The sequence below is a fragment of the Parafrankia sp. EAN1pec genome, from assembly GCF_000018005.1.
In the GTDB taxonomy this organism is placed as follows: domain Bacteria; phylum Actinomycetota; class Actinomycetes; order Frankiales; family Frankiaceae; genus Parafrankia; species Parafrankia soli.
Map to the genome: position 1 here is coordinate 6,961,547 of NC_009921.1, position 13,099 is coordinate 6,974,645.

At 70.5% G+C, this 13,099-nt stretch carries 11 protein-coding genes; 5 read left to right on the forward strand and 6 right to left on the reverse strand.

The window, feature by feature from the left end:
- Positions 1–119: 119 nt before the first annotated feature.
- The gene (locus tag FRANEAN1_RS28320) at positions 120–2,258 is read left to right on the forward strand and encodes a tetratricopeptide repeat protein (protein ID WP_020463181.1); all 2,139 of its coding nucleotides are present in this window, start codon (positions 120–122) and stop codon (positions 2,256–2,258) included.
- 151 nt (positions 2,259–2,409) lie between these two features.
- Here FRANEAN1_RS28320 and FRANEAN1_RS28325 read toward each other — a convergent pair whose 3' ends face one another.
- The 4 genes from FRANEAN1_RS28325 to FRANEAN1_RS42575 form a co-directional block, all read right to left on the reverse strand.
- Positions 2,410–3,471 carry a TIGR03842 family LLM class F420-dependent oxidoreductase gene (locus FRANEAN1_RS28325; protein WP_020463182.1) on the reverse strand — a complete coding sequence of 354 codons (1,062 nt, stop codon included), beginning with the start codon at positions 3,469–3,471 and terminating at the stop codon, positions 2,410–2,412.
- Positions 3,472–3,550: 79 nt separating this feature from the next.
- Positions 3,551–4,990 carry a dihydropyrimidinase gene (gene hydA / locus FRANEAN1_RS28330; RefSeq protein WP_020463183.1) on the reverse strand — a complete coding sequence of 480 codons (1,440 nt, stop codon included), beginning with the start codon at positions 4,988–4,990 and terminating at the stop codon, positions 3,551–3,553.
- Between the two features lie 70 nt (positions 4,991–5,060).
- Entirely contained in the window at positions 5,061–5,900 is an 840-nt protein-coding gene (locus FRANEAN1_RS28335) for a nitrilase-related carbon-nitrogen hydrolase (protein WP_020463184.1), read from the reverse strand.
- 195 nt (positions 5,901–6,095) lie between these two features.
- On the reverse strand, positions 6,096–6,899 hold the full coding sequence (locus tag FRANEAN1_RS42575) for an NUDIX hydrolase (RefSeq protein WP_198145384.1): 804 nt from the start codon (positions 6,897–6,899) through the stop codon (positions 6,096–6,098).
- Positions 6,900–7,187: 288 nt separating this feature from the next.
- On the opposite strand from FRANEAN1_RS42575, the gene FRANEAN1_RS28345 reads away from it, so the two are divergent.
- Positions 7,188–8,045: an RNA pseudouridine synthase gene (locus FRANEAN1_RS28345; protein WP_020463186.1), complete on the forward strand. Its 858-nt coding sequence runs from the start codon at positions 7,188–7,190 to the stop codon at positions 8,043–8,045.
- A 161-nt stretch (positions 8,046–8,206) separates the two neighbouring features.
- Positions 8,207–8,983: a 3'-5' exonuclease gene (locus FRANEAN1_RS28350; RefSeq protein WP_347176795.1), complete on the forward strand. Its 777-nt coding sequence runs from the start codon at positions 8,207–8,209 to the stop codon at positions 8,981–8,983.
- A 158-nt stretch (positions 8,984–9,141) separates the two neighbouring features.
- Here FRANEAN1_RS28350 and FRANEAN1_RS28355 read toward each other — a convergent pair whose 3' ends face one another.
- Positions 9,142–10,062 (reverse strand): C40 family peptidase, encoded by a 921-nt coding sequence (locus FRANEAN1_RS28355; RefSeq protein WP_347176796.1) that lies wholly within the window; start codon positions 10,060–10,062, stop codon positions 9,142–9,144.
- A 540-nt stretch (positions 10,063–10,602) separates the two neighbouring features.
- Between FRANEAN1_RS28355 and FRANEAN1_RS28360 the strand changes: the two genes are divergently transcribed.
- Together FRANEAN1_RS28360 and FRANEAN1_RS28365 are read left to right on the forward strand one after the other, a co-directional pair.
- Positions 10,603–10,995 carry a BlaI/MecI/CopY family transcriptional regulator gene (locus FRANEAN1_RS28360; RefSeq protein ID WP_020463189.1) on the forward strand — a complete coding sequence of 131 codons (393 nt, stop codon included), beginning with the start codon at positions 10,603–10,605 and terminating at the stop codon, positions 10,993–10,995.
- Positions 10,992–11,921: a M56 family metallopeptidase gene (locus tag FRANEAN1_RS28365; protein WP_020463190.1), complete on the forward strand. Its 930-nt coding sequence runs from the start codon at positions 10,992–10,994 to the stop codon at positions 11,919–11,921. The genes FRANEAN1_RS28360 and FRANEAN1_RS28365 overlap by 4 nt, the downstream gene beginning before the upstream one ends.
- A 151-nt stretch (positions 11,922–12,072) precedes the next feature.
- Here the strand turns inward: FRANEAN1_RS28365 and FRANEAN1_RS28370 are convergent, their stop codons facing one another.
- On the reverse strand, positions 12,073–13,047 hold the full coding sequence (locus tag FRANEAN1_RS28370; RefSeq protein WP_347176797.1) for a C40 family peptidase: 975 nt from the start codon (positions 13,045–13,047) through the stop codon (positions 12,073–12,075).
- Positions 13,048–13,099 lie beyond the last annotated feature (52 nt).

The window sequence follows — 13,099 nt, forward strand, 5'->3', positions numbered from 1 at the left end:
ATCTCCCCAGGCCAGCCGACAACAGCGGCAAACCCGCCGTCGGCCACCTTGGTCAGAGACGGATCCGGTGCAGGTGGCGTATCAGCGCCCACCCGGCGCCAGTGGGGCCGGGCCGGCGGATGGTGACCCAGCTGCGAACCGATCTCCCCTACGTCGGGCTGCGCCCGTTCGACGTGCACGAGGCCGGGTTGTTCTTCGGGCGGGACGCCGAGGCCCGTTCCCTGTCAGCCGCGTGGCTGCGCAGCCGCCTCGTGATCGCGCACGGCCCGGCCGGGGCCGGTAAGACGTCCCTGCTGCAGGCGGGCGTCCTGCCGGACCTGGCTGGCGCGGACGCCGACGTCCTCCCGGTCGGGCGGATCACCGGCCCCGGTCCCACGGCCGCGAGTCTCGACGGGCTCGAACCGATGGTGGGGCCCGGGAACCCGTTCACCCGGGCGCTTCTGCGGTGCTGGTCCCACGACGACGAGTCCTCGTCGCTGCTGGAGGCACTCCGGGAGCGGGCGGAGCGGCGGCGCCCGCGCGGTGCGTCCCGGCCGGTTCTGCTCGCCATCGACCAGTTCGAGGAGTTCCTCACTCCCCGGTTGCCCCGGCTGGCCCCGCTGCGGTCGCAGTTCGTCGAGGCGCTCGCGCTGGCGGCCACGGCACTGCCGAACCTGCGGATCCTGCTGGTGCTGCGTTCCGACCATCGGACGGCGCTGCTGCCGTACCGGAGGACCCTGCTGGCGGCCGGCGTCGACCAGGCCAACCACGAGTCCGCCGTGCCGGTCACCGAGGTCGCCGTCGCCCCGCTGAGCCCGGAGTGCGCCGTGACGGCCCTGGTCGAGCCGCTGCGCGCCGCCGGGATCCGGTTCGCTCCGGGCGCCGCAGCGGCCTGCGTCGACGATCTCACGACCAGCCGTACCGTCGACGCGGCCGGCACCGAGTCGCTGCTGGTCGCGGAGACCGTCCAGCCCGTGTTCCTGCAGCTCGTGGCGACGGCGCTGTGGCGGTCCCGGCCTGTGGCGGATGCGCCGGTGACCGCGTCCTGGCTCGGCCCGGTCGGGAACGTCACCGCCGTCCTCGAGGATCATCTGACGCGCACGCTGGTCACGACCGCCCACGAGCACGATCTCGACGAGGACGAGCTGCGGGCCTGGCTCACCCGGACGTTCGTGACCGAGCGCGGGCGGCGCGGCGTGGTCGACGAGGGTCTCACCATGACCGCCGGCATGCCCACGCCTGTGCTCGACGCCCTGACCGAGCGCTATGTGCTGCGCTGCGAGCACCTGTCCGGCTCCCGTCGCTTCGAGCTTTTCGACGACCGGCTACTCGAACCGCTGCAGCGGACGTCCACCCCGTGGACGGGCGGCAGCGGACCGGTCGCCGAGATCGGGGCGGACGACTACCTTCGGGCGGCGCAGGTGAGTTTCGCGGACGGCAACCTTGCCACCGCATGCGCCCACGCCGAGGAGGCGCTGCGACGCGACCCGGCGCCCTCGCTCACCCGGGCCGGGACCCAGGCGTTGCGGGCACAGCTCTTCCAGGCCGAGGGACGGCTGGACCAGGCCGAGGCCTGCCATCGCGAGGCCGCGGAGATCTACGAGTCGCTTTCGGACACCGAGGCCTCCGGGCGGGTGCTGGCCGCTCTCGGCCGGCTCCTGCTGGACGCCGGTCAGGTCGGGCGCGCGGTGGAGGAGTTGCAGGCCGCGGGGGAACGCCTGCCGGGTGACGCGGACGTCCAGTCGGACCTGGCGCACGCGCTCTGGCGTGCCGGTCAGCCGTGGGCGGCCGCGGCCATCTTCTCGGCGGTGCTCACGATCGCCCCCGACGCGGTGTCGGCACTGGCCGGTCGGGCCCAGCTGCGGGTCGACCTGGCCGACAACACCGGGGCGATCGAGGACTTCGACCGGCTCGCACGCGCGTCGGCGGCGGGCGGCTCGTCCGCAGCCGCGGCGTCGGCTGGGTTTGCGACGTCGTCTTCGGTCGCGGCGTCCTCGATCACAGCGGACGCGGCGGAGCTGCGGGCGGCGCGGGCGCTGGCGTTGGCCCGGCTCGGCCGGGTCACCGAGGCATCCGGCGAGTCGACGACGGCACTGCGGGACGCTCCGGACAGCGGACCCGTGCTGTGGCGGGTGGCGGAGGTGATCCGCACCGCGGGGGACGAGCATGGCGCCGACGACCTGCTCCTGCGTTCCCTCGGAGCCTCGGCGCCCGCGCTCGCCCCGGATCAGCGGGCGCAGGTGTCGCTCCTGTTGCGGCGTTCCGGTGCCCTGACCTGACGCATCGGCCGGCGGCCGGCCATGACCCGGCCAGCCGCCGCCGTCGTCATGCGCACCCGCCGTGACGCCCGCCGCCGGCCGCTCCGCCGCCACGCCCGCCGTCGCCGTCACGGCCAGCCGGCGGAGGTCGGTCACCGTCCCCGGACTTCAGTCAGCGTGTTTTCGCCTGGATGGTGGCGCTGACCGCCGGGATGACGGTCTCGCCGTAGGCCTCCAGGGTGGCGCGCTTGGCGTCGTGCTGGAGGTAGACCGCGAACTGGTCGACGCCCAGGCCAGCGAGCTCGGTGAGCCGCTCGATGTGCGCTGCCGGCGGGCCGAGCAGGCAGAACCGGTCGATGACCTCGTCGGGGACGAAGTCGGTGTGGGTGTTCCCGGCGCGACCGTGCTCGTTGTAGTCGTAGCCGTGGCGGCCGGTGATGTAACTGGTCAGGGCTGACGGCAGCGCCGTGCCGCCTGCCGGAACAGGGCCGGCCGCGGTCGGGGTGCCGTAGCGGGCGACGAGGTCGGCGACGTGGTTGCCGACCATCCCGCCGAACCAGCGGCACTGGTCGCGCTGGTGGGCGAGGGACAGCGGGTCGGCGTCGCCGACGTAGGCGGGCGCGGCGACGCAGAACCGCACCGACGCCGGGTCACGGCCGGCCTTCTCGGCGGCCTCGCGCACCACCCGGATGGTCCACGCGGCGATGTCGGGGTCGGCTAGCTGCAGGATGAATCCGTCGCCGATCTCGCCGGCCAGGGCCAGGGCTTTCGGGCCGTAGGCGGCGATCCAGACGTCCAGCCGGCTGTCGGTGCCCCATGGGAAGCGCAGCTTCGCGCCGTTCACCTCCGCCTCCCGCCCGTTGGCGAGGGCGCGGACGACGGCGACGCACTCGCGCAGGGTGGCCAGCGTCGTCGGCCGGCCGTTGAGGACCCGGACGGCGCTGTCGCCGCGGCCGATCCCGCAGATCGTGCGGTTGCCGAACATCTCGTTGAGCGTGGCGAACAGGGAGGCGGTGACCGTCCAGTCGCGGGTCGCCGGGTTGGTGACCATCGGGCCGACCTTGACCTTGCGGGTGGCCGCGAGGATCTGGCTGTAGATGACGAACGGCTCCTCCCACAGGAGGTGAGAGTCGAAGGTCCACACGTGGCTGAAGCCGAGCGTCTCGGCCTGCCGGGCGAGTTCGACCACCCGAGACGCGGGCGGGTTGGTCTGCAGCACCACTCCGACGTCCATCAGCCATCCGCCTTCCAGCTCGCCACCGACACGCCCGCCACCGGCGTTCTCATCGCAGGCACGCCCGCCACCGTCACGCTCATCGCAGGTACTGGGACAGGCCGCGGCGCAGGTAACGCCCGTGCCCGGCCCGCCCGTGGAACTCCCCGCCGGCGACGACGACCGTGCCGCGGGAGAGGACGGTGTCGACCTTTCCCGCGACCTGGAAGCCCTCCCACGCGGAGTAGTCGAGGTTCATGTGGTGCGTCGACGCGGAGATGGTCGTGCTGGCCGCCGGGTCGTAGATGACGATGTCGGCGTCCGAGCCGGGCGCGACGATCCCCTTGCGGGGGTAGAGGCCGAACATCCGCGCCGGGGTGGTCGCGCAGGTTTCCACCCAGCGGGGCAGGGAGAGACGCCCGCTGGCGACTCCCTGGTAGACGAGGTCGATGCGGTGCTCGACGGTGCCGATCCCGTTCGGGATCCTGGTGAAGTCGCCGCGGCCGAGCTCCTTCTGGTCCCGGAAGCAGAACGGGCAGTGGTCAGTGGAGACCACGGCGAGGTCGTCGGTACGCAGGCCGCGCCACAGATCGTCGTGGTGGCTGGCCGTGTTCGTCCGCAGGGGTGGCGAGGCGACGTATTTCGCGCCTTCGAAGCCGGGCGCGCCGAGATGTTCCTCGAGACTGAGATACAGGTACTGCGGGCAGGTCTCGGCGAACACGTTGTGGCCGGCGCCGCGGGCCGCCGAAACGACCGCCAGCGCCTCGGACGCCGACATGTGCACGAAGTAGAGCGGGCAGTTTCCGGCGACCCGGGCCAGCACCGCCGCCCGGTTCGTCGCCTCCCCTTCCAGCTCGGGTGGACGGGTGTAACCGTGGTGAACAGGGCCCGTCCCGCCACGGGCGAGCGCCTGGGCGGCGAGGACGTCGATCGCGATGCCGTTCTCCGCGTGCATCATGACCATCGCGCCGGATTCGGCCGCCCGTTGCATAGCCCGCAGGATCTGGCCGTCGTCGCTGTAGAACACTCCGGGGTACGCCATGAACAGCTTGAAGCTGGAAATGCCCTCGTTGGCGACGAGGTAGTCCATCGCCTTGAGCGCCTGGTCGTCGACACCGCCGATAATCATGTGGAAGCCGTAGTCGATGGCGCACTGACCTTCGGCCTTCGCGTGCCAGGCGGCCAGCGACTCCTCGACCACCTCGCCGGTGCGCTGCACCGCGAAGTCGATGATCGTCGTGGTGCCGCCCCAGGCCGCGGCGGCCGTCCCGGTGGCGAAGGTGTCGGACGCCGAGGTGCCGCCGAAGGGCAGCTCCATGTGCGTGTGGACGTCGACGCCGCCCGGGATCACGTACTTCCCGGTGGCGTCGATGACCCGGTCGGCCGAGGAGCCGGGGCCGTCGTGCAGGCTGCCGCGCAGGCCTTCTGGCAGGCTGCCGGGCGCGAACAGAGCCGCGACGGTCTCGCCGTCGACCAGGATCTCGGTGGGCGTCGCGCCCAGCGGGCCGACCAGCGTCCCGCCGGTGATCAGCGTCCTCACGTCGTCTGCCCCTTCACCGGACCTGCTTCCCACCTGGCTGCCGGCCCGGGTCGGGACGGCACGCGACCGGTCACGGCGCGGTGAGGTCGCCGTAGGTGTCCGGCCGTCGGTCACGATAGAACGCCCACCGGTTGCGCACCGTGGTCAACAGGCTCATGTCCAGGTCTCGGACCAGCAGTTCCGGTTCGTGCGCGTCCGCGGTGCCGTCGACGAACGTCCCCTCGGGGTCGACGAAGTAGGAGGTTCCGTAGAAGTCGTCGTCGCCCAGGTCCTCGACACCCACCCGGTTCACCGCGCCGACGTAGTACTCGTTGGCGACCGCGGCCGCGGGCTGCTCGAGCTTCCACAGGTAGTTCGACAGGCCGCGGGAGGTGGCGGACGGGTTGAACACCAGCTCGGCCCCGTTCAGGCCGAGCGCGCGCCAGCCCTCCGGAAAATGACGGTCGTAACAGATGTAGACCCCGATCCGGCCGACCGCCGTGTCGAAGACCGGATATCCGAGGTTCCCGGGCCGGAAGTAGAACTTCTCCCAGAATCCGGCCACGTGCGGGATGTGGGTCTTGCGGTACTTGCCGAGAAAGGAGCCGTCGGCGTCCACGACCGCCGCCGTGTTGTAGAGGATCCCGGGTTGCTCCTGCTCGTAGACCGGCAGAATCATCACTATCCCGAGCTCAGCGGCGAGCGCGGCGAACCGGTCGACGATCGGCCCCGGCACCGACTCCGCGTAGGAGTAGAAGGCGGCGTCCTGAACCTGGCAGAAATAAGGCCCGTAGAAGAGCTCCTGGAAGCAGATGACCTGTGCGCCCAGCGCGGCGGCCGACCGCGCGTGCTCCTCGTGAGCCTTGATCATCGTTTCTCGGTCGCCCGTCCACCGCGCCTGGACAAGCGCCGCTCGGATCGTCCTGGACATACGTCACCCCTGTCAGCCGCGCTGGCCGGGTGCAGGCGGCCGCCTGCCGACCGTCCGCGAGCTGGCCCGGTGCCCTGGGGGCCAGCTCGACAACCGTCAGCCACGCGTGGCGAACGCCGTCCCGTGCCGGCATCATCGCCCCCCGCGGCCCGGCCGGCATCTCCACGCGCGGAGGGACCGTCGCCGCGGATGCGGCTACTCCCCGGAGCCGTCCGCGGCGAGCGCCGGATCGGACGGCACCAGGTACCCGCGCTCGAGATAGCCGGCGCCGTCGCCCTGCCCGCGCCGCTCGGCGGCGGCCCGGACCCGCCGGGCGTGCATGACGGGCAGGACGTCATCGACCTCGGAGATCGGGGTGAAGGCGCAGTTGATGATCTCGTCCATGTCCACCCGGATCCGCTCCCGCCACGGCTCCGGCAGCAGTCCGCCGTCGAACACGAACAGCAGCATGTCTCCGGCGATCTCGTCGGAGGCCCAGTCGACCGCCAGCAGCGGTCCGATCGGCGGGACGATGCCGATCTCCTCCTCGACCTCGCGGACGCACGCCGCGTACGGCGACTCGCCGGGTTCGATGAAGCCGCCGGGGATGTCCCACCCCGGCTTGTAGGACGGCTCAACCAGCAGGACCCGGCCCTCCTCGTCGAAGAAGAGCGCCCCGGCGGCGGCCCGTGGCCGCGCCATCGGCGGCACACCGCCCGGGATCCCGTTGCCGGCGGCCGGCGCGTGTGTGCTCCCCGTGACCTCACCGGGCCCGGCCGCCACTTCCGCGGGCCTGCCGCCCGGGTCGTCCTCGGCACGGCGCGCGCTTTCGGCGACACGCACGCTCTCAGCGCTCCCCGCACACGTCCCCACCTCGGCGGGAACCCCGGTTCGGGCACGGGCCTCGCCTCCCCCGGACACGGCCGACGGCTGGCGGGGCACCGCGGCGGTCTTCCCGGGCATGAACGTCGAGCCGGCTGCGGATGACGTGCGGTCAGGCTGACGGGGGCCGGCAGTCATGATGGTCCCTTCTGCTACGGGCGAAGTAGCTGGTACTGGGCTTATTACACGAAACAAGGAAGATTTCCGACGTCAGGTTGCGCACGGCCGGCCGGGTAGCCGGCCGCGGCGCCGATCCGGCCCGGCGATCGGCACCGGAGCCAGGCTCCCAGGGCCGCCTGGAAACATCGACAGGACGCCCGCGTCGGGCAGAGCGGACCGCCTACCTCGGGAGGATCCCGTCCGCCGGCTCTCCGTGTGGCGAATACTTGAATTGTGAGCATCGGCACTGTGGGGGCGGGCGGTCTCGTGACGGAGTGGACAACGATCCGGGAGAGCCGGAAGATCTTCGAGGACGAGGCGGTGCTCGCACTCGACAAGCCGGTGGGCGTCTCGGTCATGGGCGAGCGCCACGACACCGACCTGGTGTCCATGGCACGGGACGCGGGTGAGGAGCTGTTCCCCGCGCACCGCATCGACAAGGTCACCTCCGGCGTCGTCCTGTTCGCGAAGGAGCTGCGCTTCCACGGCGACCTGACCCGGCAGTTCAACCGGCGCACGGTGGAGAAGACCTATCTGGCACTGACCCGCACCCGCGGGCTGCCGGCGCTGGCCACGATCGATCTCCCGCTGAGCGTCGGGCGCAAGAACCGGGTGCGGATCGCGGCCAACCGGGCCGACATCGTCGCCTGGCCCGGCCCCGCCGGAACACCCACCCCGGACGGCCCCGCCGGCACGCCCGGCTCCGACGGCCCGGCCGGCAGCGGCGCCCGCAGCCCCGCGAGCTGGACGGTGCCCGCCGCCCGGACGTTCCCGAACGTCCGGTCCTACCCGTCCGTCACCCGCATCGCCCGGGTGTGGGAGGGCGCGGAGCACACCCTGGTCGCCGCGTACCCGATCAGCGGACGGCGCCACCAGATCCGGGTCCACCTGGCCTGGGTCGGACATCCCATCGAAGGCGACCCGCTGTTCGACCGTGCGCCGGTGACCCGGACGTTCCTGCACTCCTGGCGGCTGTCCTTCGACGCGGCCTGGGACGACGGCCGCAGGACACACACCGAGGCCACACCGGGGGCGGACTTCTGGTCCTCGCTCGGTGCGGAGGAGGCCGCGGCCGCGGCGGCCGCCCTCACGGCGTCCGCCCTGGCGCCGACACCGGCGCCGTGACGATCCGACGGAACCGGCCCCGGGCCGGCCGGCCGCTCCTGACCGAGTGAGAGTGGAGTCTTCCGGGCAGACTGGCCGGGGTTGCGACAACACCGCGACAGCGAAGGCCCAGGGGACCACCAATCCCCTGCTTCGGGCCCGCGCCGTCCGGTGGAATGACGGTGTTCATCCCCTGGCCCCGGTGTGACGGCGTCCCCGGGCTGTTCCGAGGAGACGACCGGACGATGGCGTGGTGGCAGCGCCCGATGGCCGTGCTCGATTTCGAGACGACCGGAACCGACGTGGAGACCGACCGGGCTGTTCAGGTCGCGCTCCTGAAGGTCGGCCCGACCGGGGTGCTGAACCAGCTCTGCCAGATCATCGATCCGGGCGTCGACGTCCCGGAGGCGGCGGCGCGCATACACGGGATCACAACGGAGCGTGCCCGCCGCGAGGGTCGTGATCCCGCCGAGGTGCTCGGCCGGGTCGGCCAGGCGCTGGAGGGCGTGTGGCGCGACGGCATCCCCGTCGTCATCATGAACAGCTCGTTCGACCTGACGCTCCTCGACCGCGAGCTGCGCCGCCACCACGGCCGCAGCCTCGCCGAGGCTGACATGCTCGTCCTCGACCCCATGGTGATCGACCGTGAGCTCGATCCGCGCCGGCCCGGCAAGCGCACGCTGACCGCGCTCGCCACCCACTACCGCGTCCGGCAGGAAGGCGCCCACGACGCGCTCGCGGACTGCCTGACCACGGCCAGGATCGCCTGGCGTCTCCCGCGGATGCATCCCGACTGGGCCGCGATGGGCCTGACCGCGCTCCAGGGCTGGCAGGCCGACGCGCACCGCCGCTGGGCCGAGGACTACCAGTCGTACCTGCGCCGCCGCGGTGGGCGGCCGGACGCCGTCATCGACACCAGCTGGCCGTGGCGCCCGCTCGACGTCACCGCGGGAGTCTGAGCGGGCGCTGGCCGCGAAACCGGAAGCTGCCCTGGCCCAGATCCACCTCGGGCGCCGAGAACCCGGCGGCCAGGAGCCGGTGTCCGCTCTTGGTCCAGGGTCCTGAGATCACCGTCCGCCCGGTCCCCACGAGGCTCCTGGCCAGGGGCGATCACAATTTACCGAACTCTGCCTACATAGTAGGTGGAGCTGTAGATGGGCTGCAGCTTGACGTTGCTTCCGGTCCTTGGAGCAGCCCACATATAGCCGTTTCCGGCATAGATGCCCATGTGGGTGATGTTTGATGGAGTGCCGAAGAAGATGAGGTCCCCGGGCTGCTTCCCGGATTTCGGTATACGTATCGTGGCCTGGAACTGCTGCTGGGCGGTACGCGGCAGGTTCCGTCCAAGCTGCCGGTAGACGTACTGGGCGTATCCCGAGCAGTCGAAGGCGTAAGGTCCTGCGGCGCCGTAGACGTACGGTTTGCCGTTCTGCAGGGACGCAAGATAAACGGCCTTCGCGCCGATCTCGCTTGCCGGGACCGAGCCGTAGATCGGTGTGGGTACGGCACCTGGCTGCCCTCCACCGGTGCGGGCGGACCTCGCTGCCGCGGGTGGAGCCTGGACGGTGACCGTCGCTGTTCCGGCCATTGAGGGACGCAGCGCGCCGGAGCCGTCAAACACGGCAGTGAGGGTAGTCGTGGATAGCAGTCGAGTAGATATCCGCGCCTCGCCTGCGGCGTCCGTTCGGAGTGTGGCCGTGGTGGTCCATTTCGGTCCGTTGACGGACACGATGCGGACGGCGGACCCGATTAGTGGTGCGCCGTCGGCCCTGGTCGCACGGACGGTGAACATCACTTCGCCGTTGGGCGCGACGGTCGCCCGGTCGGGAGCGAATGCGAGACCGGTGAAGTTCTCCGACGGATCAGCGATGGCGGCGGCCAGCGCCGCTTCCTCACCGTCCGCTGCAGCCGGCTGGGCGCCCGCAGGGAGGATGCCAGCCGTGCGGATGGTGGGCACCGGTGATGCCGCGGAGGCAGCTTCGCCGGTGGTAGCGAGCGCGAAGCCAGTCGACGCGGCGGCGAAGCCGCCGGTCGTCATGAGGGCAAGAGTCGCTACGCGACGCTGCGACGCCGACACACGCAGCGGTATCCCACCCATCTGCTCCGTGGCCCTCGCTCGCGGACGGCGTCCCAGCAGCGGTGCCGTTTCCTCACGAGCCTGGTAGACGTACCTCCTGGCGCGATCCACCCACACGTCCTCTCGATTCCCCTCAATGCGGCGTAACTACTATGACATGTAGCAGATCAGCACCCTCCCGGCACCTGGGCCCACAGACAAGGCCACCGAGCAAGTCGGCCCACACGTGCATTCGGGACGTCCTCCGCTCCAAGCCAGGGCGGATGCGCCCCCCATGGGATTCACCTCAGCAACTACGATCCCTAGTAGGTATCGGCGACAAGGGGTCGAGCCGCGCCAGTCCGTCCGGCGACGGGCAAGACTGCGGGGATGGACGTACGTCACCGGCCGCAGCGATGTCCAGATGCAGCCGAAGGCGGTGACCGGGGCAAGCAGGCCCGCTCGCGTCGGCGTGGGATGAGATGGACGCGGTGCTTGTCGGGTGCCGTACGAGGGGGAGTTGTGGAACAACTCGGCGACCTGGAAGCCGAAATCATGGACCGGGTGTGGTCCGCACGCGGCCCGGTGGCTGTCCGTGACGTCCGGGCACTACTCGCGCCGACACGCCCGTTGGCCTACACGACCGTGATGACCGTCATGGACCGGCTGTTCCACAAAGGGTGGCTGACCCGGGAACGAGCCGGACGTTCCTACCGCTACCAGCCCGCATTGAGCCGAAGCGCCTACACCGCCCAGCTGATGAGATCCGTGCTTTCCGGGGCGGACGACCGAGGTCTGACGCTGCTCCACTTCGTGCACGCCATGGATGCTGCGGAGTACGAGACGTTGCGCGAAGCGGTGCAGTGGCACTCCGCCAGCCGCGGTCGCGACGATGAGGAACCCACCTCGCCATGATCTTTGGTGTTCTCGCGGTGTACGCGGCCCTCGTCGCCTACGGTCTGCCCTACGCCCTCCGCGCTGCTTCCTGGACGTCCCGTGCGCCGCGGCTCGCCGTCGCCATGTGGCTGGCCGCGATGATCTCCGTGGTCTCCGTGGCGGTACTGGCCGCAACGCTCCTGTTCATACCGCTGCACGCGATCGGGGACACGCTGGTTCTGCTTGTCCAGTGGTGCGGTTGGACCAACCACAACCTGACGATCTCCATCCACTGGACGACTCCACGAGTTGCCGGCGTCGTCCTGAGCGCCGCTGCGGCGCTCCGCCTCCTTCACGTCGCCGTCGCCGTCACCGTCGCCGGCCGTCGATCGCGCGTCCGTCATCGGCATGACGTCCGATTGCTCGGGCGCTTTCATCCCACACTTCGGATCTACATACTGGATCATGCTGATCGCAGTGCGTTCTGCCTACCGGGCCGGAGCGGGGGCGTCGTCATCACCGAAGGCGCGCTGCAAGCGTTGCCTCCCACCGAACTCGACGCCGTCATCGCGCATGAACGCGCCCATCTCGCCGGCAGGCACCACCTCATCCTCACGACGGCAGCCGTGCTGGCCGGAGCGTTCCCAGCCGTGTCGCTCTTCGGGACAGGACAGGAGGAGCTACGCCGACTCGTCGAGCTCACCGCTGACGACAGCGCGGCCCGGCGCAGCGCTCCCCACGTCGTCGCCGAAGCAGTGCTACGGCTCGCGGCTCCCCCAGCATCCGTGCTGGGTATGGCGAACACCGGCGTACGGCAACGGATACTGCGTCTACTGACCGCGGAGCCGCCCCTGTCCCGCTCCGCCGTCGTCGCTCGCAGCCTAATCGTCGCCGTGCTGCTGCTCCTACCACTCGTTATGACCACGGTTCCCGCTTTGAATGATCTCGGATATCACTGCGCCTGATCGACATGCACCTCTATCGACGTTGCAGTGCCACACCGTGGACCGCCGCTTCACTCACCATTGCGATCTTGATCGCACGCCAGCCACGTCACGGTCGGCTACGAGCATCCGCCCGTAGCCGACCGGAGCCCCGATAGTCAGCGAGACAGACTCAGGTCACCCGACCGACCGAGTAGGAGTCTGCCCAGATGGTCTGGAGCTTCACCACGTCACCGGTCTTCGGCGCGACCCACATTTTCCCGCCACCGGCGTAGATCCCCATATGATAGATCGCGCCAGGCTGGCCGAAGAAGATGAGATCGCCTGGCTGTTCGGAGCCCTGGGCGACCCTGGTTGTCGCCGCGTACTGCTGGTCGGTGGTACGGGGAAGTGTCTTGCCGAGCTGCTTGTAGATGTATTGCACCAAACCGGAGCAGTCGAAGCTGTACGGTCCGGTGGCCCCGTAAACGTAGGGCTTACCGGCTTGCAGGGACGCCAGGTATACGGCTTTTTCCCCGAGCGTGTTGGCCGGGACATCGATGCCGATCGTCGGAGTTTCAGCATTCACTGTGCCGCGGGAGGCCCTGATGGACGCCGGTGGCGCGGCTGGGCGCACGCGCAGGGTCGCTTCGTTCTCGGAGCGGGCGGATTGCAGGGCGTCCGTTCCATCGAAGATCACCGTGACGTTCGTGGTGGTGAGGACACGCGCCGTGTAGGAGGCGATGCCATGCTCGTCGGTGGTCAGGTGCAGGAAGGTCGCCCAGCCGGTGGGTAGTTTGACCTGCACCTTGATGAGCTGGTCCGCCAGCGGGGCGTGGGTCTCCTCGTTGAAGAGCGAGAAGCCGATGTTGACAGGCTCGTCCGCGTTGACTGTCACGTCGGGGTTCGTCACGCGCAGACCCACGTCGATTTTGGACGACAGAGTCGGTGCAGAGATGTCCGTCGTGGCGTCAAGGACGGTACCGGGCGTGCCGTCCGCCGCGGCGGCGGCCTGGATGGCGCCGTCGGTCGCCGGCCGGGACCCGATCTGGGTGGCAAGCGTCAGTGACGTGGTGCTTGTGCTGTCGTCCAACGCGCCGTCCGAGCTGGGCTCCGGGGCACATCCGGCGAGAGCCATACCGGAGACCACGACTGTGCCAGTGGTCACGGCTGCGACCGCGCGGGCCCGCGCTCTGGCCCGGCTCGACGTTGTGGGGACG